General features: G+C 38.7%; 23 protein-coding genes and 1 other annotated feature. All 23 genes read left to right on the plus strand.

The features are described 5' to 3' along the window. Positions 1-12: 12 nt before the first annotated feature. The 23 genes from ACWATA_RS03205 (at position 13) to pyrR (ending at position 23,305) form a co-directional block, all read left to right on the plus strand. Entirely contained in the window at positions 13-1,476 is a 1,464-nt protein-coding gene (locus tag ACWATA_RS03205) for a UDP-N-acetylmuramoyl-L-alanyl-D-glutamate--2,6-diaminopimelate ligase (RefSeq protein WP_028411475.1), read from the plus strand. 61 nt (positions 1,477-1,537) lie between these two features. After that, a complete protein-coding gene (gene mraY, locus ACWATA_RS03210; protein WP_013058961.1) occupies positions 1,538-2,512 on the plus strand; it encodes a phospho-N-acetylmuramoyl-pentapeptide-transferase in 975 nt (324 codons plus the stop codon). Then, on the plus strand, positions 2,513-3,862 hold the full coding sequence (gene murD / locus ACWATA_RS03215) for a UDP-N-acetylmuramoyl-L-alanine--D-glutamate ligase (protein ID WP_028411474.1): 1,350 nt from the start codon (positions 2,513-2,515) through the stop codon (positions 3,860-3,862). A 61-nt stretch (positions 3,863-3,923) separates the two neighbouring features. Beyond that, the gene (spoVE, locus tag ACWATA_RS03220; RefSeq protein WP_013058959.1) at positions 3,924-5,024 is read left to right on the plus strand and encodes a stage V sporulation protein E; all 1,101 of its coding nucleotides are present in this window, start codon (positions 3,924-3,926) and stop codon (positions 5,022-5,024) included. A gap of 540 nt (positions 5,025-5,564) precedes the next feature. Beyond that, entirely contained in the window at positions 5,565-6,470 is a 906-nt protein-coding gene (gene murB, locus ACWATA_RS03225; RefSeq protein ID WP_028411473.1) for a UDP-N-acetylmuramate dehydrogenase, read from the plus strand. Positions 6,471-6,623: 153 nt separating this feature from the next. After that, positions 6,624-7,382, plus strand: a complete 759-nt coding sequence (locus tag ACWATA_RS03230) for a cell division protein FtsQ/DivIB (RefSeq protein WP_033579764.1) — start codon at positions 6,624-6,626, stop codon at positions 7,380-7,382. A 427-nt stretch (positions 7,383-7,809) separates the two neighbouring features. Then, positions 7,810-9,105: a cell division protein FtsA gene (gene ftsA / locus ACWATA_RS03235; protein ID WP_013058956.1), complete on the plus strand. Its 1,296-nt coding sequence runs from the start codon at positions 7,810-7,812 to the stop codon at positions 9,103-9,105. A gap of 41 nt (positions 9,106-9,146) precedes the next feature. Then, positions 9,147-10,304: a cell division protein FtsZ gene (ftsZ, locus tag ACWATA_RS03240; RefSeq protein ID WP_013058955.1), complete on the plus strand. Its 1,158-nt coding sequence runs from the start codon at positions 9,147-9,149 to the stop codon at positions 10,302-10,304. Between the two features lie 276 nt (positions 10,305-10,580). Next, on the plus strand, positions 10,581-11,504 hold the full coding sequence (gene spoIIGA, locus ACWATA_RS03245; protein ID WP_014458377.1) for a sigma-E processing peptidase SpoIIGA: 924 nt from the start codon (positions 10,581-10,583) through the stop codon (positions 11,502-11,504). 30 nt (positions 11,505-11,534) lie between these two features. Beyond that, positions 11,535-12,254 carry an RNA polymerase sporulation sigma factor SigE gene (gene sigE, locus ACWATA_RS03250; protein ID WP_013058953.1) on the plus strand — a complete coding sequence of 240 codons (720 nt, stop codon included), beginning with the start codon at positions 11,535-11,537 and terminating at the stop codon, positions 12,252-12,254. A 148-nt stretch (positions 12,255-12,402) separates the two neighbouring features. Continuing rightward, positions 12,403-13,182: an RNA polymerase sporulation sigma factor SigG gene (gene sigG, locus ACWATA_RS03255; RefSeq protein ID WP_013058952.1), complete on the plus strand. Its 780-nt coding sequence runs from the start codon at positions 12,403-12,405 to the stop codon at positions 13,180-13,182. Positions 13,183-13,527: 345 nt separating this feature from the next. After that, on the plus strand, positions 13,528-13,782 hold the full coding sequence (locus tag ACWATA_RS03260; RefSeq protein WP_013058951.1) for a YlmC/YmxH family sporulation protein: 255 nt from the start codon (positions 13,528-13,530) through the stop codon (positions 13,780-13,782). A 74-nt stretch (positions 13,783-13,856) separates the two neighbouring features. Beyond that, complete coding sequence (pgeF, locus tag ACWATA_RS03265; RefSeq protein WP_028411472.1) at positions 13,857-14,678, plus strand: peptidoglycan editing factor PgeF; 822 nt, start codon at positions 13,857-13,859, stop codon at positions 14,676-14,678. 7 nt (positions 14,679-14,685) lie between these two features. Continuing rightward, complete coding sequence (locus ACWATA_RS03270; RefSeq protein WP_154989731.1) at positions 14,686-15,369, plus strand: YggS family pyridoxal phosphate-dependent enzyme; 684 nt, start codon at positions 14,686-14,688, stop codon at positions 15,367-15,369. 16 nt (positions 15,370-15,385) lie between these two features. Beyond that, a complete protein-coding gene (locus ACWATA_RS03275; protein WP_028411470.1) occupies positions 15,386-15,850 on the plus strand; it encodes a cell division protein SepF in 465 nt (154 codons plus the stop codon). A gap of 3 nt (positions 15,851-15,853) precedes the next feature. Continuing rightward, positions 15,854-16,123 carry a YggT family protein gene (locus tag ACWATA_RS03280; RefSeq protein WP_028411469.1) on the plus strand — a complete coding sequence of 90 codons (270 nt, stop codon included), beginning with the start codon at positions 15,854-15,856 and terminating at the stop codon, positions 16,121-16,123. Between the two features lie 51 nt (positions 16,124-16,174). Beyond that, positions 16,175-16,948 carry a YlmH family RNA-binding protein gene (locus ACWATA_RS03285; RefSeq protein WP_154989733.1) on the plus strand — a complete coding sequence of 258 codons (774 nt, stop codon included), beginning with the start codon at positions 16,175-16,177 and terminating at the stop codon, positions 16,946-16,948. An 84-nt stretch (positions 16,949-17,032) separates the two neighbouring features. Further along, on the plus strand, positions 17,033-17,527 hold the full coding sequence (locus tag ACWATA_RS03290) for a DivIVA domain-containing protein (RefSeq protein ID WP_013058945.1): 495 nt from the start codon (positions 17,033-17,035) through the stop codon (positions 17,525-17,527). 69 nt (positions 17,528-17,596) lie between these two features. Continuing rightward, positions 17,597-17,817 (plus strand) — a binding site (T-box leader). A gap of 71 nt (positions 17,818-17,888) precedes the next feature. Beyond that, on the plus strand, positions 17,889-20,654 hold the full coding sequence (gene ileS, locus ACWATA_RS03295) for an isoleucine--tRNA ligase (RefSeq protein WP_014458384.1): 2,766 nt from the start codon (positions 17,889-17,891) through the stop codon (positions 20,652-20,654). A 170-nt stretch (positions 20,655-20,824) separates the two neighbouring features. Continuing rightward, complete coding sequence (locus tag ACWATA_RS03300) at positions 20,825-21,112, plus strand: conjugal transfer protein TraR (RefSeq protein ID WP_013084845.1); 288 nt, start codon at positions 20,825-20,827, stop codon at positions 21,110-21,112. A gap of 80 nt (positions 21,113-21,192) precedes the next feature. After that, positions 21,193-21,660 (plus strand): signal peptidase II, encoded by a 468-nt coding sequence (gene lspA, locus ACWATA_RS03305; RefSeq protein WP_013084844.1) that lies wholly within the window; start codon positions 21,193-21,195, stop codon positions 21,658-21,660. Further along, positions 21,657-22,571 carry an RluA family pseudouridine synthase gene (locus tag ACWATA_RS03310; RefSeq protein ID WP_013058941.1) on the plus strand — a complete coding sequence of 305 codons (915 nt, stop codon included), beginning with the start codon at positions 21,657-21,659 and terminating at the stop codon, positions 22,569-22,571. The genes lspA and ACWATA_RS03310 overlap by 4 nt, the downstream gene beginning before the upstream one ends. A 191-nt stretch (positions 22,572-22,762) precedes the next feature. After that, positions 22,763-23,305, plus strand: coding sequence for a bifunctional pyr operon transcriptional regulator/uracil phosphoribosyltransferase PyrR (gene pyrR / locus ACWATA_RS03315; RefSeq protein ID WP_013058940.1), 543 nt, complete (start codon positions 22,763-22,765; stop codon positions 23,303-23,305). Positions 23,306-23,406: the final 101 nt, after the last annotated feature.

Here is a 23,406-nt window from a genome sequence, read left to right on the forward strand (position 1 = left end):
GACATGGTAGGAATGGATTTACGAGAACTACTAACACATTTACATGATTTTGTTCAGCTTCCTGAACAGAATATTGATATTACGTCAATTGAAATGGATTCAAGAGAAGTTAAGCCCGGAGCATTGTTCATTTGTATAGACGGCTATACGGTTGATGGTCATAGCTTTGCACAGATGGCTGTGGAAAAAGGGGCAGTAGCAATCTTAGCAGAAAAGCCTGTGGATGTAGAAGTGCCCGTTGTACGCGTGAAGAGTACAAAGCGAGCAATGGCAGTGCTGGCGGATGCTTTCTACAATCAGCCCACACAAAAAATGCATTTAATTGGTGTAACAGGCACAAATGGAAAAACAACGATTACACATTTAATTGAGCATATCTTTAAATCACAGCATAAAAAGACGGGTCTAATTGGAACGATTGAAATTCGTATTGGTGATACGTCTTATGATGTGAAAAACACAACGCCTGAATCGCTGACTCTTCAAAAAACATTTAATCAAATGGTGGAAGAGAATGTAGAAGTAGCGATGATGGAAGTATCATCTCACGCGCTTGACTTAGGACGCGTACACGGGTGCGACTTTGACGTGGCGGTATTTAGTAACTTAACGCAAGATCACCTCGACTATCATCATACAATGGAAGATTATCGTCGTGCGAAAGGGTTGCTATTTGCACAGTTAGGAAATGCTTATAACCATACTCGTCCTAAATTTGCTGTTCTTAATGTCGATGATGCGGCAACCGAGGAATATATTAAAAACACGGCTGCTACAGTGATTACGTACGGTATTGACCGTGAAAGTGATATTCGTGCAACGAATATTCAAATTACAAACAGCGGCACAACGTTCGATTTGACAACACCGACAGAAACGGTTTCTGTAGAAATGAAGCTTATTGGGAAATTTAGCGTCTACAACGTATTAGCGGCTACGGCTGCATGTTTAGTATCTGGTCTCCCTCTGTCAGTTATTGTCGAGGAAATAAAAGTGTTAGAAGGTGTGTCTGGGCGTTTTGAAGTGGTTGATGCGCAGCAAGATTTTACGGTTATCGTGGATTATGCCCACACGCCGGACAGCTTAGAGAACGTGTTAAAAACTGTAAAAGAATTCGCAAAACGCAATATATATGTTATTGTTGGTTGTGGCGGAGATCGAGATCGTACAAAACGACCAATCATGGCTCGGATTGCAGCTGAATACAGTACACAAGCTATTTTGACATCTGATAATCCACGAAGTGAAGATCCATTGGCTATTTTAAAAGATATGGAAGAAGGTTTGGATACAGATAACTATGTGACGATTGCTGATCGTGCAGAAGCTATTCGCTATGCAGTGGAAACAGCGCATGCAGATGATGTTATTGTCATTGCTGGAAAAGGGCACGAGACCTATCAAATTATTGGTAAAAAAGTATTCGATTTTGACGATCGAGAAGTAGCACGCAAAATGATTGAGGAGCGAAAGTAGTAATGAAATGGGTAGAGAACAAAATGAGTCGGAATGAGTTAGAAGTTAAGGAGGGGGCATCGTGCTAGAACAATCAATTTTATTGACAATCGGCGTAGCCTTTTTGATTACGGTTGTATTGTCGCCGATTTTTATTCCCTTCTTAAGAAGATTAAAGTTTGGTCAAAGTATTCGTGATGAAGGCCCGAAATCTCACCAAAAAAAATCAGGTACACCTACAATGGGCGGTATCATGATTTTATTATCTATTATTGTGGCAACTCTTATTATGGTCAATCAATATGCAGAACTTACATATAAGACGTTTCTATTATTATTTGTCACAATCGGATTTGGTTTATTAGGATTTTTAGATGATTTTATAAAAGTAGTGTTAAAGCGTAACCTTGGATTAACATCTAAACAAAAGTTTTTAGGTCAGGTTGTCATTTCAATTATTTTTTACTTTATTGCAAGACAGTTTGAGTTTTCAACTGAAGTGACGATTCCAGGAATTAAAGACCCAATCGATTTAGGTTGGTTTTATGTTGTTTTCCTCATCATCTGGCTTGTTGGTTTTTCAAACGCGGTCAACTTAACGGATGGATTAGACGGACTTGTATCTGGTACAAGTGCGATTGCTTTTGGTGCATTTGCAGTTCTCGCCTGGAATGCAGAGCAGTTTGAACTATCTATTTTCTCAGTTGCTGTAGTAGGAGCTGTGTTAGGATTTTTAGTTTTTAATGCCCATCCTGCAAAAGTATTTATGGGAGATACGGGTTCTTTAGCGCTAGGAGGAGCTATCGCTACGGTGGCTGTCTTAATGAAAATGGAATTCTTGCTTGTTATTATCGGTGGTGTGTTTGTTATTGAAACATTATCTGTTATTATTCAAGTCGCATCTTTCAAAACAACAGGAAAACGTGTGTTTAAAATGAGCCCGCTTCATCACCATTACGAGCTAAGCGGCTGGTCGGAATGGCGCGTAGTTATGACTTTTTGGGCTGTAGGACTATTATTTGCAATGCTTGGAATTTATATCGAGGTGTGGATTTAAATGAAATCAGTCAATACGTATCAAGGTAAACAAGTACTTATTTTAGGATTAGCCAAGAGCGGTTTAGCAGCCGCTCAGTTAGTTAAACAGCTTGGTGCTAAAGTAGTCGTTAATGATCAAAAACCGTACGAAGAGAACGCAGCAGCACAGGAGTTAGAAAAAACGGGCATTGAAGTTGTCTGTGGACATCATCCGCTTGAGCTTTTAGACAAAGCGGACGTTATTGTAAAAAACCCTGGGATTCCGTATTCAAATGTTCTATTGCAAGAAGCATTAAAGCGACATATTCCGATTTTAACAGAGGTAGAATTAGCTTATGAAATTAGCGAAGCTCCTTTTATCGGAATTACGGGAAGCAATGGGAAGACAACAACAACAACGCTCATTTATAAAATGTTAGAAGAAGATCAAAAGCAGCCGTTGATTGCTGGAAATATTGGAACAGTAGCTTGTGAAGTGGCGCAAAAAGCAACAAAGGACAATGTAATTGTAACGGAGCTTTCTTCTTTTCAGCTGATGGGAATTGAAAAATTCCGTCCGAAAATCTCTTTATTATTGAATTTGTTTGATGCTCACTTAGACTATCATGGTACAAAAGAGGAATATATTAAAGCGAAAGCAAATCTCTTTAACAATCAAACAAGTGAAGACTTTGCCGTTATTAATGCGGATGATGAGCTAGTGATGAAAGCTAGTGCAAATATTAAAGCGACAAAAGTACCTTTTTCTGTTACAGCTCAAACGACAGAAGGAGCGTATATTAAAAACGAAACGATTTTCTTTAAAGATGAAGAAGTGATGTCGTTAAAAGATGTGGTGCTGCCAGGCAAACATAATCAAGAAAATATTTTAGCAGCTGTATCCGTTGTGAAGCTGTACGGCTGTTCAAATGAAGCTATCTACTCCGTGCTCACAACGTTTGCTGGTGTTAAACACCGCGTTCAATATGTCACGACAATCAACAAACGTAAGTTTTATAATGACTCTAAAGCTACAAATATGCTTGCTACAAAAGTAGCTCTTTCCGCTTTTTCACAGCCGACGATTCTACTTGCAGGCGGACTCGATCGCGGCAATGAGTTTGATGATTTAAAAGAAGAGTTTAAAAATGTGAAAGCTGTTATTACGTTTGGTGAAACGGCTCCTAAAATTGAACGCGTAGCCAAAGAAGAGGGAATACAAATTGTAAAACGTGTCGATAATGTTAAACAAGCAGTTTCAGAAGCATATGCTTGTTCAGATGAAGAAGATGTTATTTTATTATCTCCTGCTTGTGCAAGCTGGGATCAATTTAAAACTTTTGAAGAACGTGGTGACATCTTTATTGAATCTGTGCATAAACTGAAATAAGGGCTTGTCTAAACACCTAGAAAATACACTAGCCCTAATCTATTTTTAGAGGTGTGTGACAGTGTCGACAAAAAGGTCTACCCCAGATTTTTTTCTCATAATCGTTACGCTTTCCTTGCTAACCATCGGCCTTATCATGGTATACAGTGCAAGTGCGGTATGGGCTACATACAAGTTTAATGATTCTTTTTTCTTTGCTAAACGCCAGCTCTTATTTGCAGGGCTTGGAGTATGCGCGATGTTTGTCATCATGAATATTGATTATTGGATGTGGCGTACGTGGGCAAAGCCAATTGTAATCATTTGCTTTGTTATGCTGGTACTTGTATTGATTCCGGGAGTAGGGCTAGTACGGAATGGGTCGCAAAGTTGGATAGGAGTTGGAGCGTTTTCGATTCAGCCTTCAGAATTTATGAAGTTTGCTATGATTATATTTTTAGCGAAATATTTATCAGAAAACCAGAAGAAAATTACATCCTTTAGAAAAGGAATGTTACCGGCGTTATTACTGGTTTTCTTACCGTTTGGCATTATTATGATGCAGCCGGATTTAGGAACTGGAACGGTGCTTGTTGGAACTTGTTTAGTCATGATTTTTGTTTCAGGAGCAAAGGTAAGTCACTTTGCAGGTCTTGGGTTGCTTGGCGTTGCCGGTTTTGTAGGGCTTGTTTTATCAGCTCCTTATCGGATTAAACGCATCACCTCATTTTTAAATCCTTGGGAAGATCCGCTTGGAAGCGGGTTTCAAATCATTCAATCTCTTTATGCAATTGGGCCGGGGGGATTGCTTGGATTAGGGTTAGGGCAAAGTAGACAAAAGTTCTTTTATCTGCCGGAGCCTCAAACTGATTTTATTTTTGCTATTCTGGCAGAAGAGCTCGGTTTCATCGGCGGAACGCTTGTTCTGCTTTTGTTTAGCTTATTGCTTTGGAGAGGAATTAAAGTAGCGCTCGGAGCACCTGATCTTTACGGAACGTTCTTAGCCTTAGGAATTATTTCAATGGTTGCGATTCAAGTCATGATTAATATAGGCGTGGTAACAGGTCTTATGCCTGTTACGGGAATTACGCTTCCATTTTTAAGTTACGGCGGATCGTCGCTGACGCTCATGCTGGCAGCAGTTGGAGTTTTGTTAAATGTTAGTAGATATTCTCGCTATTAATTGAAAAAAATTGTATAATGTCAAGTAGGCAATGGTCTACTGAAGTAAACCGTCATCTTAAATCCAAGTGCACGCCGGATTTTGTTGGCGGTTTATTTTCGATTTTTTACAGATAGATGATATTTTTGTATGAAATGTTTTTAAAATGTAATGTTGTGATAACCAATTTTGAGTCCAACTATGGTATGATGTGTAAGGTTAAATGTTTTATCTTAGTGAGTAGGTGAACGTATGTGCACTTATGAGCGTAGCGTTTTTTTATGACTGTCAGCATGTGTTTAACTTCTAAATGAAAAACGATAAAAAAACAATCAAAATTACTTTATATAGCAGATGAACGTACATTCTATGGGTGAATGTCATACGATAAATAAAAATGATGAAATTGACAACAGAATAGAGTGCCTTCGTAGAAAAAAGGTATCTTACAAGGTGCTGCTGCTTAGTTATGAATCTGTTCTTATTATTCTTATGCATTAGAAGTAAGGGCGCATTGACATGAAAGTTTTATAACAGCAAAGAGGGTTTTAGGAGGTTCTTATGGAAGCGTTAGTAAAAGAGTTAGTCGAAGCGAATATTGGAAAGGTTCGTGAAAATGAACCGCTAGCAAAACATACAACAATGAAAATTGGTGGTCCAGCAGATGTGCTTGTAGAACCTGATTCTGTTGATCACTTAAAAGTTACAATGGATATGATTAAAAAACACGGCGTGAAATGGAGAGCGATTGGTCGAGGATCTAATCTTCTTGTTTCTGATAAGGGAATTGAAGGTGTGGTCATTAAGCTCGGAGCCGGATTAGATGATTTAACAGTAGATGGAGAGACGGTTACTGTAGGTGGGGGATACCCTAGCATCAAGCTTGCAACAGTTATTACAAAACAAGGTCTGTCTGGATTGGAGTTTTCAAGTGGAATTCCTGGATCTGTGGGAGGCGCTGTTTATATGAATGCAGGTGCCCATGGTTCTGATATGTCTCATGTAGTCGAAAAAGCGCTGATTTTATTTGAAGATGGCACTCTGGAGTGGCTGACAAATGAAGAGCTTCAATTTTCGTATCGTCATTCCATTCTACAAAAAGACCGTCCTGGAGTATGTGTAGAAGCTGTGCTGCGTTTGAAAAAGGGAACGAAAGATGATATTGTGGCGGTCATGCAGAAAAATAAAGACTATCGCCGCGAAACACAGCCTTGGAATTTCCCTTGTGCAGGAAGTATTTTTAGAAATCCGCTTCCAAATTATGCAGGAGACTTAATTGAAAAGTCCAACTTAAAAGGTTTTTCAGTAGGCGGTGCGCAAATTAGTGAACAGCATGCGAACTTCATTGTCAATACAGGAGATGCAACGGCTTCAGACGTGCTGAATTTAATTGCTCATGTTAAGAAAACAATTAAAGAGAAATTCGATATTGATATTCATACAGAAGTTGAGATTATCGGTCGCTAATTACTCAGCCCTTCGCTGTATGGTTATGCGTGAAAAGGTAGCTTTTATGTGTTTATTCTATGCTATAATGGGGATATTCTCATGAAGCAAAGATTGGAAATAAATAGATGGTAAGTCCTCGTTTATTTTCTCAAATGGATAAGGGTGAAAAAAATGGAAAAAGGTAAGTTAATTGTTTTAGAAGATCGTGTACCGAAGCTGCAAGAACAGCGAAAGCAAAAAGCAAATAGACGGCTTATTTTGTATTTATCACTCTTTTTCATCCTTATTTTATTTATTGTATATTCTCAATCTTCTCTGAGTAATGTTTCTAACATTGAAGTACAAGGGAATAAACATGTAAGTGATAAGGATATTGTCAAAGCGAGTGGTCTGTCCAAAAAAACCAGCTACTGGAAAGCTGACGCTGATCAAATTCAAGAAAAAGTCGAAAAAAACCCTGAGGTAAAGGAAGCTGTCATTCATAAAACATTTCCTAATAAGGTTGTAATCGACGTAAAAGAGTACGCAAGAATTGCATATGTAACCTCGGGGAATAAATATTTCCCTGTGAATGAAAATGGAAAAGTTTTAAAAGAAGTAAGTGCTAAGAAAGTGTCATCCGACGCTCCGTTGCTAATTGACTGGAAAGACGGAGACGCTATACAAAGCATGGTTCAAGAATTAGCTAAAACGCCTAAGAGTATAAAAGGGGCTATTTCTGAGATTTACTACGCGCCGACAAAATCAGAACCTCTTCACATCGAGGTGTTTATGAATGATACGCGTGAAGTAAGCGGGAAAATTAGCAACTTCTCTGATAAAATTATTCATTACCCAGCTATTGCAAGTAAATTGAGTGATGATCAAAAAGGCATTATTGATTTAGAAGAAGGATATGCATTTAAACCTTATAAAAAGAGCAAGCAGTAATTATTTTTTATAAGTGTTAATTAAAGGAAATAGATGAGTTGAGACTGGCAAACTAGCCCTTGTACATTGTATAATCACATGCAAGTATTCTGCATACATATGATTTTCTTCTCCGCTGCTGTGAAATGGAAATGTAATATTTGTTCTAGGTAAGTTTCGCTTTTCTCAGTGTACATCTTAGTGTAGACTTGTAGTTAAATAGCTTTTTTTCAGTGAATTTGAGGCTTAAATCTAAAAAAAAGTCAAAACAAGAACGTTTTGTTCTTTGAAAGAGATAAAGTCTGTGAAAAACTTGAAAAAAATTGATTTTACAAAAGGGAAACAGATGTATTTGTTGAATATTTTCATATAATAAAAAATTAATATTGTTGTTCTTCTTAATTTATTTAAGATGACATGTGCAGAAAGAAAAAGGAGGTGCCAAAGAATGAACAGCAATGAAATATACGTTAGTTTAGACATCGGTACATCCAGTGTGAAAGTAATCATCGGAGAGATGAGTAACGATTCATTGAATATCATTGGTGTAGGGAATGTTAAATCACACGGACTAAAAAAAGGTTCTATCGTTGATATAGATGCAACAGTTCAATCTATTAGAAAAGCAGTAGAACAAGCTGAACGAATGGTAGGCATTACAATTAAAAAGGTTGTAGTGGGCATAAGCGGAAATCATGTATTTTTACAGGATTGTCACGGAGTAGTAGCCGTGTCAAGCGAAAATCGTGAAATTACAAACGAAGATATTCATCGAGTAATTGATGCTGCTCAAGTCATGTCTATCCCGCCAGATCGTGAAATCATTGATGTTATTCCAAAGCAATTTATCGTAGATGGCTTAGAAGGTATTAACGATCCTAGAGGTATGATTGGGGTACGTTTAGAAATGGAAGGCACAATCATAACAGGATCTAGAACGGTTTTACATAACTTATTACGCTGTGTAGAAAGAGCTGGTTTAGAAATCAGTGATATTTGTTTACAGCCTCTAGCCGCTGGTTCAATTGCATTATCTCGTGATGAAAAAAACTTAGGTGTCGCACTGGTAGATATCGGTGGAGGTTCAACAACGGTTGCGATCTTTGACCAAGGACATTTGAAAGTAACAAATGTACTAGCTGTTGGCGGAGAGCACATTACCAAAGATTTATCGATTGGCCTTCGCACATCGACTGAAGACGCGGAAAATATTAAGATAAAGCATGGACATGCTTTCTACGATCATGCTTCTGAAGAAGAAGTATTTAGTGTACCGATCATTGGAAGCGATCAGCATCAGCAGTTTAATCAGCTCGAAATCTCTGATATTATTGAAGCTAGATTAGAAGAGATTTTAGATATGATTACGCAGGAGGTAAACCGCCTAGGATACAAAGATATTCCAGGAGGATTTGTTCTAACAGGCGGAGTAGTAGCGATGCCTGGTATTCTTGAGCTAGCTCAAGTGATTTTAAAGAATAACGTGCGCATAGCAGTGCCTGATTATATTGGAGTACGTGAGCCGCATTATACAACAGGCGTAGGATTAATAAAATTTGCATATAAAAATGCTAAAATACAAGGCCGGGAAATTGGAGCGCCAGTTGTGGAAGAAGAGCCGATTGAGCAAGAAATGATTAAACCTAGCCCGAAACCACAGCAGCCGCAACAATCAGCTGAGCAGCCGAAAAAGAAAAATGACCAAAATTTAATGAAGAAGTTTTTTGGATACTTCTTTGATTAACGTTACGGATTGGTAATTTCGAAGAATTAGGAGGAACTATCATGTTGGAGTTTGATACAAGTGTAGACCAATTAGCGACGATTAAAGTAATCGGTGTCGGAGGCGGCGGTAACAACGCGGTTAACCGAATGATTGAACATGGCGTCCAAGGTGTAGAATTTATTGCAGTTAATACAGATGCACAGGCATTAAATTTATCAAAAGCTGAAACAAAAATGCAAATCGGCGCTAAATTAACAAGAGGATTAGGTGCAGGTGCTAATCCAGAAGTTGGTAAAAAAGCAGCTGAAGAAAGTAAGGAACAAATCCAAGAAGCACTAAAAGGTGCAGACATGGTTTTCGTAACAGCTGGTATGGGTGGAGGAACTGGAACTGGTGCAGCTCCAGTCATTGCCCAAATTGCTCGTGAGCTAGGAGCACTAACGGTAGGCGTTGTTACTCGTCCATTTACGTTTGAAGGCCGTAAGCGTTCTACTCAAGCGGCAGGCGGCATTGCGTCAATGAAAGAAGCAGTGGATACGCTGATTGTTATTCCAAATGATCGCTTATTAGAAATCGTTGATAAAAACACGCCAATGCTAGAAGCGTTCCGTGAAGCGGATAACGTATTACGACAAGGTGTGCAAGGTATTTCAGATTTAATCGCAGTTCCTGGATTAATTAACTTAGACTTCGCGGACGTGAAAACAATTATGTCTAACAAAGGATCTGCACTTATGGGTATCGGTATTGCGACTGGTGAAAACCGCGCTGCTGAAGCAGCTAAAAAAGCTATTTCAAGTCCACTTCTTGAAACATCTATCGATGGAGCTCAAGGTGTATTAATGAATATCACAGGCGGTACAAACCTAAGTCTTTACGAAGTACAAGAAGCTGCAGATATCGTTGCTTCGGCTTCTGACCAAGAAGTGAACATGATCTTTGGATCTGTTATTAACGAAAACCTAAAAGATGAGATTGTTGTTACAGTTATTGCAACTGGCTTTAGTGACCAAGATTTATCACAGCCAAAACCAGGTCGTCCTTCGTTATCGGCGAATCGCATGCAGCAATCGACACAGCAACCGGCTCCACAGCCGAAGCGTGAAGTAAAGCGTGAAGAACCTGTACAGCAAGAATATACGCGTCCATCTCAGCCACAGTCTGAAGATGCGCTAGATATTCCAACATTCTTACGAAACCGTAATCGTAGACGCTAAGAAAATAAAAAGCCAAGACCTCTGTTTTATACAGAGGTCTTTTTTTATGCAATGAATCTAGAAAACTCAAAAAGAGTATAAAAAACATTCGACATGGTCAATATGACGCCTTCAAAGGGTTTGTGTTTTCTTTCTAAAAGTAGTGTGACAAATATCGAATGATTTCCTCAAAAATACTGCTTGTTTCTCGGCATGAACTGACAGACTTTCTAATAGGATGTACTATATACTAATTTTTAACAGAAAAATTCAGAAAGAATGGAGAGGTTATAAACATTGCCAATCTATTTAGATTTAATATGGATGCTGAATTTTGGGTTAGATACGATCTTACTAATGTTATGTGCTGTTGTACTTAAACGGAATTACAAGTGGTGGCGGCTTTTGCTTGGCGGCTTTATCGGTTCATTGATTGTCCTTCTTATGTTTACACCTTTTTCTCATCTTATGGTTCACCCTGCTATTAAAATTTTATTCTCGTTTTTTATGGTATTGATGGCGTTTGGTTATAAACGACTGCGCTTTTTCTTTGAGAATTTATTAACATTTTATTTTGCAACCTTTGTTGTGGGTGGAGGGTTAATGGGCGTTCACTTTTTATTTCAAGATCAGTTCCTTGTTCTTAATCAAATGGTTGATACGAAATCTCCACAGTTTGGTGATCCTATTAGCTGGATATTTGTTCTTATTGGTTTTCCGCTATTATCTTATTTTTCAAAAGCACGAGTTGATGATTTGCGAATGAAAAATATTACATTTGATCAGCTGGTAGATGTAGAAGTTATTTTAAACGAACAGACGCTGTCGATGAAAGGACTTATTGATAGTGGGAATCAGCTTGTAGATCCGCTGACGAAAACCCCGGTTATGATTGTTACAGCAGATTCTTTAAAAGAAATATTGCCTGAAGGCTTAATGGAATTAAGCAAAAATGTTCAATCCTTTTCACACAGCGAAGATATTGATCAAGAGTGGTATTCAAAAGTCCGCTTTGTCCCTTATCGAAGCGTAGGCCAAGCCAATCAGCTGCTGCTTGCTCTAAAGCCAGATATGGTAAGGCTGGTTCATCAGTCCAACACGATTGAAGTCACTAAAGTATTAGTAGGTATTAGTCATACAACGCTTTCAGTGGAGAAGCAATATGAATGTATTGTTCATCCGAAGCTTATCGTTATTGGAGAAGTAAGTTCCGCATCGTAAAAGGTGTGAACAAATAAAGGAGGATACACAATGGCTACATATCGAATTCGATTTCAATTATGGTGGTACAAATTATTAATTAAACTTAAGCTAAAAACAGATGAAGTGTACTATATAGGAGGAAGTGAAGCTCTTCCACCACCTTTAACAAAAGATGAAGAAGAAGTGCTCTTGAAGAAACTTCCATCAGGAGATGAAGCAGCACGTTCACTGTTGATTGAGCGTAATTTGCGACTTGTTGTTTATATTGCCCGCAAGTTTGAAAATACGGGAATCAATATTGAGGATTTAATTAGCATCGGCACCATCGGTTTAATTAAAGCAGTAAACACGTTTAATCCTGAAAAGAAAATTAAGCTAGCGACGTACGCCTCTCGCTGTATTGAAAATGAAATTTTAATGTATTTGCGCCGCAACAATAAAATTCGATCTGAAGTTTCATTTGATGAGCCGTTAAATATTGATTGGGATGGAAACGAACTGTTATTGTCTGACGTGATGGGAACCGAAGAAGATATCATCACAAAAGACCTAGAAGCGAATGTAGATCGAAAACTTTTGCTGAAAGCACTGCACCAATTAAATGATCGTGAAAAGCAAATTATGGAGCTGCGCTTTGGGCTAGCCGGCGGAGAAGAAAAAACGCAAAAAGATGTAGCCGATATGCTAGGCATTTCTCAGTCTTATATTTCAAGGCTCGAAAAACGAATTATTAAACGGCTGCGAAAAGAATTTAATAAAATGGTTTAAGTAAAAAAGCTGATTGTATAAGGGCTGAGAAGCATCTTATACAATCAGCTTTTTTAGCGTGGAATTGTCAGAATTGTAAAAGTGCATATTTTTTCCTCCGGAGGAGATACTGAATTCAGAACATCATCTCCTGTTAGGAGGGAAAGAGTTGACAAGAAATAAAGTAGAAATTTGTGGAGTAGATACTTCGAAACTTCCCGTATTAAAAAATGAAGAAATGCGAAAGTTGTTTAAACAAATGCAGGCTGGAGATGGAACAGCAAGAGAAAAGCTAGTAAGCGGAAATTTACGTCTCGTACTCAGCGTGATCCAACGTTTTAACAATCGTGGAGAATTTGTTGATGACTTATTTCAGGTTGGGTGTATTGGATTAATGAAATCCATTGACAATTTTGATTTAAGTCAAAACGTGAAGTTTTCTACATATGCTGTCCCAATGATTATAGGGGAAATTCGCCGCTATTTACGTGACAATAATCCAATCCGTGTTTCTCGTTCCCTTCGTGATATTGCTTATAAAGCTCTTCAAGTTCGTGAAAGGCTTATGAGTGAAACATCCAAGGAACCTACAGCTGAGGAAATTTCAAAAGTCCTAGAAGTACCGCATGAAGAAATTGTGTTTGCTTTAGATGCTATCCAAGATCCGGTTTCTTTATTTGAACCTATTTACAATGATGGCGGAGACCCAATCTATGTGATGGATCAGCTAAGCGATGAACGCAACCGTGATTCAACTTGGATTGAAGAAATTGCTTTGCAAGAAGGTATGAGAAGATTGAACGAGCGAGAAAAACTAATTTTACGAAAGCGCTTCTTCCAAGGTAAAACACAGATGGAAGTTGCTGAAGAAATTGGTATTTCTCAAGCGCAGGTTTCTCGTTTAGAAAAAGCTGCTATTAAACAGATGAATAAAAATATTCAAAGTTAACAAAAGCTCTCTAAACTGGCAGCTGCTCTTGTTCATACAATCAATACCATTCACTTTATTTGATGTTCAACTTAATAAGCATCGTGTCTATAAAAACAGACACGATGCTTATTTTGTATGTATCAATGAATACATAACCAAAAGATATTCATGTTAGATTTCCTATTGCTATGAGGACTTCTCGCTGCTTATTGAGAATGTCTCTTGATGAAAAACTGTGTAATTAGTGAACAAAATGCTTATAGAAAGAGAATGGCAGAGAAAAAATAAGCTTTTCCTTCATGAAATGAAAATTTGAAAATATATATAGGCTAAGGAATAAAGTTGGCTATAGGAGGAGAGAGCATGTTAAAGATTTCAGAGTTTCAGCTGAAAGATGTAGTGAATGTGGCTGATGGCAAAAAACTTGGAAATGTAGGGGATATTGATATTGACTTAACAACGGGAAAAATACAGGCCGTCATTATCGGAGGCTCTCGTGTATTGGGCTTCTTTGGAAAAGATGATGAAATTGTGATTCCGTGGAAAAATATTGTGAAAATTGGTTCCGATGTCATTTTAGTACGTTATAAAGACGCATTTCAGCCTGAAGAGAATTAGTTTTTTGTCAACAGCACCTAGCAATCTGTGGTACAATATGTGAGAACAAATGAAACAAGGGATGTGTCACATACATGAATCCTGAGCCATTAAAAAAAAGCCATCACGAGTCGTTTATGTGGCTGAGCCCTTGGGTAGAAAAGAATGATATGCTTGTTGCTGGTTTCACCACAAAAAATGGTGGCGTGAGTAAACCTCCATTTGCTTCTTTTAACCTAGGGCTTCACGTAAACGATAACGTAGAAGATGTTATTACAAATAGAAAAATTTTAGCAGCCGAACTAGACATGTCTTTTGAAAGCTTTGTATGTGCTGAACAAGTACATGAAGCAACTGTTCAAAAAGTAACAAAAGCCGACTGTGCAAAAGGACTCTACAAGTATGAAGAGGGCATAAAAGCAGCGGATGGCATTTATACAAATGAATCTGATATTTTGTTAGCTTTATGTTATGCAGATTGTGTTCCGCTGTACTTCTATGCGCCTGATCACCATTTAGTTGGTCTTGCTCATGCTGGGTGGAAGGGAACAGTAAAAGATATTGCAGGAAATATGATTCGACGTTGGGTAGAGCAAGAAAATGTTCCGGTTGAAGATATTTACGTGGCGATTGGCCCTTCGATTGAAGATTGCTGTTATGTTGTCGATAACCGCGTCATTACACAAGTAAACGAAGTAGTTGGCCAAAATGGATATCAAGAAGTAAGCCCTGGACAATACGCGCTTAATTTAAAAAAAGTCAATAAGCTGCTGATTCAAAACGCAGGCGTATTGCCGGAACGAATTTTAACATCGTCGTATTGTACAAGCTGTGAAGATGACCTGTTCTTCTCACATCGCCGCGACCAAGGGAAAACAGGACGCATGTTTAACTTCATAGGCTTTAAGGAGGAGTAATTACATAGTGACAGCTAGCGTAAGTGAAAATCTAGAAGCAGTTCAACAAACAATTGCTGAAGCATGTAAAAAAGTTAATCGAAATCGAGAAGATGTAAAGCTGATTGCTGTAACAAAATACGTTTCCACAAAACGAGCAGCAGAAGCAGTGGATGCAGGCATTTTACATCTTGGAGAAAACAGGGATGAAGGTCTTCTAGAAAAGTATGAATCAATCGGTGAGAAAGCGACCTGGCATTTTATCGGAAGCTTACAAACAAGAAAAGTAAAAAATGTGATTGATAAAGTTGACTATATTCATTCACTAGACCGATTATCTTTAGCAAAAGAAATTGATAAACGTGCAGGACATCGTATAAAATGTTTTGTACAAGTTAATGTTGCCGAAGAACAATCAAAGCATGGCCTTGCTGTAGAAGAGGTAATTCCATTTATTCAATCTCTTGAAACATTTACAAATATCCAAGTAGTTGGATTAATGACCATGGCTCCTCACACAGATGACGAGTCCTTGCTTCGCAGCTGTTTTCAAGGTCTAAAGAAATTGCAGGATCGTATACAAGAACTAAACCTCCCGTATGCACCTTGTACGGAGCTATCAATGGGAATGTCAAACGATTATGCAATTGCAATTGAAGAAGGAGCAACATTTATTCGACTAGGAACCACGCTAGTTGGGAATGAACGTTAAGGAGGTGTAATTCAAGATGAGTATGAAAAATCGCTTTAGAAGTTTTTTTGCTCTTGATGACGATACTGAATATGTAGAAGAACATTACGAACAAGAAGAGTCGGTAGAAGAGCCTGTACAGCAGTCGAGACCAGTGAAAGCTAGTCAGCAGCCGAATCAGCAGCAAAACGTGATTAGCTTGCAAAGCGTTCAAAAATCATCAAAAATGATGCTTTGCGAACCTCGCGTCTATGCCGAAGCACAAGAAATTACGGATCATTTAAAAAATCGTAAAGTCGTAGTTGTTAATTTACAGCGCATTCAACGAGATCAAGCAGTGAGAATTGTCGACTTTTTAAGTGGTACAGTTTATGCTTTAGGCGGGGACATTCAAAAAATTGGAACCGACATCTTTTTATGTACACCTGATAATGTAGACGTAAGCGGAAGCATTTCAGATATGATGGGAGAACACGATACAACAAACGTAAAGAGGTGGTAGTTTTTGGACATCGTTTTTGGGATTCTCGCAAAATTGATTGGGCTTTACTCATGGGCACTGATTATTTACATTTTGATGTCTTGGGTACCCGATGTAAGGGCCTCTAAGTTTGGTCAGCTGCTTGGCAGTATTTGCGAGCCTTACTTAGAGCCTTTTCGTAAAATCATTCCGCCTATTGGCATGATTGATATTTCACCTCTTGTTGCAATCTTTTTACTACGATTTGCGGAAAGAGGCGTGTATTCACTTAATAATGTGATGGGGTTTATTTAAAAAAGGAATCGCTGGATTCCTTTTTTACATACCAATAGTAGGAGTAATAATATGTCTATTTATGAACATTTTAGGCAAGAAGAACATGGGTTTATTGATCAAGTTCTTCAGTGGAAAGAAGATGTCCTACATCAATACAGCCCAAAATTAACGGATTTTTTAGATCCAAGAGAGCAGCAGATTGTGACGGTTATTGTCGGGACTGAAGGAGAGGTTCAAGTTTCATTTGATGGTGGACAACCGTTTGCTGAACGCAAGCGTGCGCTGCTATATCCGGATTACTATGTGCCTGAAAGCGAAGATTTTCAGTTGCATATGTACGAATTGAATTATCCTAAAAAGTTTGTGACGATTGAACATCCTCAAGTTCTTGGTTCGGCGATGTCCTTAGGACTGCGCCGTTCAAAATTTGGCGATATTTTGGTTGCGGGAGACGATATTCAGCTTGTAGCCGCAGAGGAAATTTCTTCTTATATTGAGATGAATTTAACATCAATTGGAAAAGCCAAAGTTTCACTTTCTTCTATTCAAAGAGAGCAGCTGCATGTGGTAAAAGAAGAGCTGATTGAACACGTTTATACAGTTTCTTCAATGAGGCTTGATGTTTTGCTGTCGACCATTCACAATTTATCAAGACAAAAAGTCCAGCCGTTTATTGCAAATGGAGCGGTAAAAGTAAATTTTAAAGTCATTGAACAGCCTTCTTTTGAATGTCATGAAGGTGATATTTTGTCGCTTCGTGGCCACGGCAGAAGTCGTATCGTTTCACTTGAAGGCAAAACCAAAAAAGAAAAATGGCGAATTGTTGTAGGAAAGCAGAAATAAAGAAATCTACTAGCAGGAAATTTTAAAAATATGTCGAATAAACCATTACTAATGATGTAATGAGACAACACGGAGGTGGCCTAGATGCCTTTAACCCCTTTGGATATTCATAACAAAGAGTTTAATCGCGGATTTCGCGGATATGATGAAGATGAAGTAAATGAGTTTCTTGACCAAGTAATTAAAGACTATGAGCTGGTAATGCGTGATAAAAAGGAGTTAGAAGGAAGAGTATCTGAATTAACAGATCGTCTTGGACATTTTACTAACATCGAAGAAACGTTAAATAAATCAATTTTAATTGCTCAAGAAGCAGCGGAAGATGTAAAGCGAAACGCTGAAAAAGAAGCGAAGCTCATTATAAAAGAAGCAGAAAAAAATGCGGACCGTATTATTAATGAAGCACTGTCTAAGTCTCGTAAAATTGCGATGGACATTGAGGAGACGAAAAAGCAGTCTAAAGTATTTAGAACTCGTTTCAAAATGTTAATTGAAGCACAGCTTGAAATGTTAAACAGCGATGACTGGGATCAGTTGATGGATTATGAGATGCCAGCGCTAGAAGAAAAAATTGACTAGTCAAGACATCATCTTGACTTCTCACGTTTTGTTGTCATATAATTTGGTAACAGATGAAATTTCATATCAAACAGTACGGAGACAGGGACAGTAGCTTTTTTAGTTTGTCAAAGCGAATCGAGGATGGTGCGAGCTCGATAACAAACAAAAAAGTGAAAATCACCCTAGAGTACCATTGCTGAAATGATGATAGTAAGCAGTGGCGGTTTATTCACGTTACGAATGCAAAGAGGATTTGCGTGCAGCAAATCTACTAGGGTGGTACCGCGGGAGGCCTTCTCGTCCCTTTTTGGGATGAGGAGGTCTTTTTGTTATGGTGCAAAAAGATATGAAATTTACGTTTTTTTTTGGAGGGTAAAACATGGAATATAAAGATACATTATTGATGCCAAAAACTGAATTTCCGATGCGTGGAAATTTACCGAACCGCGAGCCTAAAATGCAAGAACAGTGGGCTGAAATGAATATTTATGAAAAAGTACAAAAACGTACGGAAGGCCGTCCGCTATTCGTCCTGCATGATGGACCTCCATATGCCAATGGCGATATTCACATGGGACATGCCTTAAATAAAATTTTAAAAGATTTTATCGTTCGCTATAAGTCGATGTCAGGCTTCTGCGCACCTTATGTGCCAGGCTGGGATACACACGGCTTGCCAATTGAAACGGCTTTAACAAAAAATAAAAAAGTAAACCGCAAAGAAATGACAGTAGCTGAATTCCGTAAGCTTTGCGAACAGTATGCTTGGGAACAAGTAAACGGCCAGCGTGAGCAGTTCAAGCGTTTAGGCGTACGCGGAGATTGGGATAATCCATATGTAACGCTTCAGCCACAGTACGAAGCGCAGCAAATCAAAGTATTTGGCGATATGGCGAAAAAAGGCTATATCTACAAAGGATTAAAACCTGTATACTGGTCCCCTTCAAGTGAATCTGCTTTAGCAGAAGCGGAAATTGAATACTATGACAAGCGTTCAGCTTCTATTTACGTAGCGTTTAATGTGAAAGATGGTAAAGGCGTGCTTGAACAAGATGAAAAATTCATCATTTGGACGACAACACCATGGACAATGCCAGCTAACCAAGGGATTGCTGTCAATCCCGAGCTTCAGTACAGCGTAGTTGAAGCAGATGGAGCAAAATATGTAGTAGCAACTGAACTTATTGAAACAGTTGCTAAAGAAATTGAATGGGCTGACTATAAGACACTTCGTACAGTAAAAGGTTCAGAACTTGAACGCGTGGTAGCTGAACATCCAATCTACAAGCGTGATTCTTTAGTTGTTCTTGGCGATCACGTAACGACTGATGCTGGTACTGGCTGTGTTCATACAGCACCGGGACACGGGGAAGACGACTTTATCGTTGGTCAAAAATATGGTTTGGAAGTTCTTTGTCCAGTTGATAGTAAGGGTCATATGACGAATGAAGCACCAGGATTTGAAGGATTATTCTATGATAAAGCGAATAAGCCGATTACAGACAAACTAGAAGAAGAAGGCGCGCTGTTAAAATTAAGTTTCATTACCCACTCATATCCACATGACTGGCGTACGAAGAAACCAACAATTTTCCGTGCAACAGCACAGTGGTTTGCGTCTATTAAAGATTTCCGTGAAGATTTATTAAAAGCAGTAGAAAAAACAGAATGGGTGCCTACTTGGGGTGAAACGCGACTTTATAACATGGTGCGTGACCGCGGAGACTGGTGTATTTCTCGTCAACGTGCATGGGGCGTTCCGATTCCAGTATTTTATGCTGAAAATGATGAGCCAATCATTACGGACGAGACAATTGAGCACGTATCAAATCTATTTAGAGAACATGGATCAAACGTATGGTTTGAGCGTGAAGCAAAAGACTTGCTTCCAGAAGGCTTTACTCATGAAGGAAGCCCAAATGGCCGTTTCACAAAAGAAACAGACATCATGGACGTATGGTTTGACTCTGGTTCTTCACATCAAGCTGTTCTTGAAGAGCGTGAAGACTTACAGCGTCCGGCTGATTTGTATTTAGAAGGTTCTGACCAATACCGCGGCTGGTTTAATTCAAGTCTTTCTACAAGTGTAGCTGTAACAGGTGAAGCACCTTATAAAGGCGTACTTAGCCACGGATTTGCTTTAGACGGTGAAGGTCGCAAAATGAGTAAGTCATTAGGGAATGTTGTAATTCCAGAAAAAGTAATGAAACAACTAGGTGCGGATATTTTACGTCTATGGGTAGCTTCTGTAGATTACCAAGCGGATGTTCGTGTATCTGATAACATTTTAAAACAAGTAGCAGAAGTATACCGTAAAATCCGCAACACGTTCCGTTTCTTACTAGGAAACCTAGCGGACTTTAATCCAACAACTGACGCTGTAGCCGTTGAAGACCTTCGTGAAGTAGACCGCTACATGCTTGTGAAGCTGAACAAATTAATTGATAAAGTGAAAAAATCTTATGATTCATATGAATTCTCAAGCATTTATCACGCAGTGCATAATTTCTGTACAATTGATATGAGTTCATTCTACTTAGACTTTGCAAAAGATGTATTGTACATTGAAGCAGAAAATAATGTAGAGCGTCGCAGCATTCAAACGGTTCTTTATGAAACGTTATTATCGTTAACGAAATTAGTGTCTCCAATTCTTTCTCATACAGCAGACGAAGTATGGGTTCACATTCCGAACGTAACGGAAGAAAGCGCGCAGCTAGTTGATATGCCAGAGGTTCAAGAAATTGAAGGAGCAGATCAATTAGTAGAGAAATGGGATGCGTTCATGGAGCTTCGCGATGAAGTCTTAAAAGCGCTAGAACAAGCTCGTAATGAAAAAGTAATCGGTAAGTCTTTAGAAGCAAAATTAACGCTGTATCCAACAGCAGATACGAAAGAGCTGTTAGCCTCTATTTCTGAAAATGTAGGTCAACTCTTCATCGTTTCAGATCTCGAGGTAGCAGAAGGTGAAGCGCCTGCTGAAGCACAAAAATTCAGCTATGCTTCAATTGTTGTAAGTAAAGCAGAAGGTGAGAAGTGTGAGCGCTGCTGGGTAGTATCACCAACAGTTGGCGAAGATCAAGATCACCCAACTTTATGTACACGCTGTGCGGATGTTGTGAAAAATCACTACGTTCAGCAGTAATGAACAAAAGCACGTCCTTTTTGGGCGTGTTTTTTGCTGTACGAAATTCCCAAATACAATGGTATAAAGCATTCAAAGCCTTAGGAAAAACTTGTGTTGTAGATTCGATGGAAAACTCGGTAAACCTAACATCATTAATACTTCATCTTATCAGCACAGGAGGCGTTTGCATGTATGAAAATTATCTTTCCATTGGACAGGAATTAGCTCTTATCAAAGAAGAATTACAAGATCGCCTATTGAGATATGCTACAGAACAATCTGGTTATATAGATGAAAAGGAACGTTACGTAATAGAAATGATTAAAGCCGATTTAAAAGATGTAGAACACGCGCTAGCAAAGCTTGACGTTGGTGCGTTCGGAATTGATGAACTAACTGGCGAAGTGATGTCTATTCATAAATTAAAAGTAATGCCGACGGCCCGCACAAACGAAGATTTATTTGTTTTATGGTGAGAAGCGAGAAAAAAAATGAATTATGTGCTAAAATGCTTTAGTATGGATTCGTTTGATTTTATTGCGGGAGGAAAACGTTTGTGTTTTATTATCTTATCGCTTTAGCTGTTATACTTATTGATCAGGTAACAAAATGGATGATTGTAAAAGAAATGTATTATGGACAAAGCATCACCGTAATTGAAAACTTTCTTTACATTACCTCTCATCGTAACAGAGGAGCCGCGTGGGGGATTTTACAAGGACAGATGTGGTTCTTTTATCTCATTACGGTGGTTGTGGTAGTCGGTTTAATAATTTATATTCAAAAGCTCAAAAAACAAGATAAATGGTTCGGTATTGCGCTAGCATTAATGTTAGGCGGCGCCATTGGAAACTTTATTGATCGAGTGGTCCGTAAAGAAGTAGTTGATTTCGTAAATACATACATCTTTACGTATGATTTTCCGATTTTTAACGTAGCTGATTCGGCACTTGTCGTCGGAGTAATCATCATGTTTATTATGACGCTGTTTGAAGGGAAAATGAAGAAGGAGCACAAAGAATGAATGTAATTGAAACAGTTATAAATGAAGAACAAGCGGGAGAACGTATTGATAAAGTACTTTCGACTGTAAATGCAGAATGGTCACGTTCACAAGTGCAGCAATGGATCAAAGAAGGTCATGCAAAAGTGAATGATAAAACCGTTAAAGGAAACTATAAATGTAAAACAGGAGACGCTATTATTATTGAAGTGCCGGAACTAGAGGAGCTTGATGTGGTAGCGGAAGAAATGGATTTAGATATTTATTATGAAGATCAAGATGTGCTTGTTGTAAATAAACCTCGCGGCATGGTTGTACATCCAGCTCCAGGTCATCATAGCGGCACGCTTGTAAACGGCTTAATGGCTCACTGTAAAGATTTATCCGGTATTAACGGCGTTATGCGCCCTGGGATCGTTCATCGAATTGATAAAGATACGTCAGGTTTACTTATGGTTGCAAAAAATGATTTAGCTCATGAATCACTAGTTAGTCAGCTTGTAGCTAAAACAGTGACGCGTCGCTATAAAGCTATCGTTCACGGAGTAATTGCGCACGATCACGGTACAATTGATGCGCCAATCGGCCGAGATAAGCAAGATCGTCAAAGCATGACGGTGACTGATGAAAACAGTCGTGATGCAGTGACGCACTTTACTGTATTACAGCGTTTTAAAGATTTTTCACTTGTCGAATGTAAGCTAGAAACGGGGCGAACACACCAAATTCGCGTTCACATGAAGTATATTGGCTTTCCGCTTGCCGGGGATCCGAAGTACGGACCGAAAAAAACGCTTCCGATTGACGGACAAGCGCTTCATGCAGGTGTATTAGGCTTTATTCACCCTCGTACAAATGAATATATGGAATTTGAAGCACCGGCTCCAAAAGAGTTTAATGAGATGCTAGAGCTTATTGAAAAAAGAAGTTGACAACTGCCATAAGTGATGGCATACTTGTATTAACTTAATAAGAACCTTTAAGAACAGTCCAGAGAGGCTGAGAAGGAAACGGTGCAGAAAAGGCATACTTATAGCCTTTTTGAAGAAATATGTCTAAAACCAAATCCTCTTGCCTCAAGGCAAGAGGATTTTTTTATGTCAACAACTTGAGGTGAAAAACAGTGAACGTAAAAGCTACCGTCCTTGACGAACAGGCTATCCGCCGCGCTTTAACTCGAATTGCACATGAGATTATTGAAAAGAATAAAGGAATCGAAAATTGTGTGCTAGTGGGGATTAAAACGCGAGGTATTTATATTGCAAAACGTTTAGCAGAACGAATTGCACAAATTGAAGGAAACACATTGCCAGTCGGAGAACTAGACATCACGCTTTACCGAGATGATTTATCGAAAGTGACAAGCAATGACGAACCTCTCGTAAAAGGATCAGATATTCCGACAGACATTGCAAATAAGAACGTCATCTTAGTAGACGATGTGTTATATACGGGCCGTACGGTTCGAGCAGCACTTGATGCACTAATTGATATCGGTCGACCGGAACTCATTCAGCTGGCTGTTTTAGTGGATAGAGGACACCGCGAGCTGCCGATTCGAGCAGACTATGTTGGTAAAAACGTACCGACAGCTAAAAGTGAAAAAATTGCGGTGCATTTGATGGAAGTAGACGAAAAAGACCACGTGTCTATTTACGAAAAATAAATTATATACCCTTTTAAATAGTAGTCCCGTGAGGCTGCAAAAGGGGGGTCACTATACAAGGAAAACTATACTGCGGTATAGCGTCTTCCTTGTATGCTGAA

The organism is Priestia sp. USM5, from assembly GCF_058323215.1.

Coding starts and splice junctions, on each gene's coding strand:
- ACWATA_RS03290 (WP_013058945.1), top strand. CDS start 17,033: ATGCCTTTAACCCCTTTGGATATTCATAACAAAGAGTTTAATCGCGGA.
- ACWATA_RS03310 (WP_013058941.1), top strand. CDS start 21,657: ATGAATGTAATTGAAACAGTTATAAATGAAGAACAAGCGGGAGAACGT.
- murD (WP_028411474.1), top strand. CDS start 2,513: ATGAAATCAGTCAATACGTATCAAGGTAAACAAGTACTTATTTTAGGA.
- sigE (WP_013058953.1), top strand. CDS start 11,535: ATGGCTACATATCGAATTCGATTTCAATTATGGTGGTACAAATTATTA.
- ACWATA_RS03205 (WP_028411475.1), top strand. CDS start 13: ATGGATTTACGAGAACTACTAACACATTTACATGATTTTGTTCAGCTT.
- murB (WP_028411473.1), top strand. CDS start 5,565: ATGGAAGCGTTAGTAAAAGAGTTAGTCGAAGCGAATATTGGAAAGGTT.
- ACWATA_RS03260 (WP_013058951.1), top strand. CDS start 13,528: ATGTTAAAGATTTCAGAGTTTCAGCTGAAAGATGTAGTGAATGTGGCT.
- ACWATA_RS03285 (WP_154989733.1), top strand. CDS start 16,175: ATGTCTATTTATGAACATTTTAGGCAAGAAGAACATGGGTTTATTGAT.
- ACWATA_RS03300 (WP_013084845.1), top strand. CDS start 20,825: ATGTATGAAAATTATCTTTCCATTGGACAGGAATTAGCTCTTATCAAA.
- ileS (WP_014458384.1), top strand. CDS start 17,889: ATGGAATATAAAGATACATTATTGATGCCAAAAACTGAATTTCCGATG.
- ACWATA_RS03230 (WP_033579764.1), top strand. CDS start 6,624: ATGGAAAAAGGTAAGTTAATTGTTTTAGAAGATCGTGTACCGAAGCTG.
- ftsZ (WP_013058955.1), top strand. CDS start 9,147: ATGTTGGAGTTTGATACAAGTGTAGACCAATTAGCGACGATTAAAGTA.
- ftsA (WP_013058956.1), top strand. CDS start 7,810: ATGAACAGCAATGAAATATACGTTAGTTTAGACATCGGTACATCCAGT.
- ACWATA_RS03275 (WP_028411470.1), top strand. CDS start 15,386: ATGAGTATGAAAAATCGCTTTAGAAGTTTTTTTGCTCTTGATGACGAT.
- pgeF (WP_028411472.1), top strand. CDS start 13,857: ATGAATCCTGAGCCATTAAAAAAAAGCCATCACGAGTCGTTTATGTGG.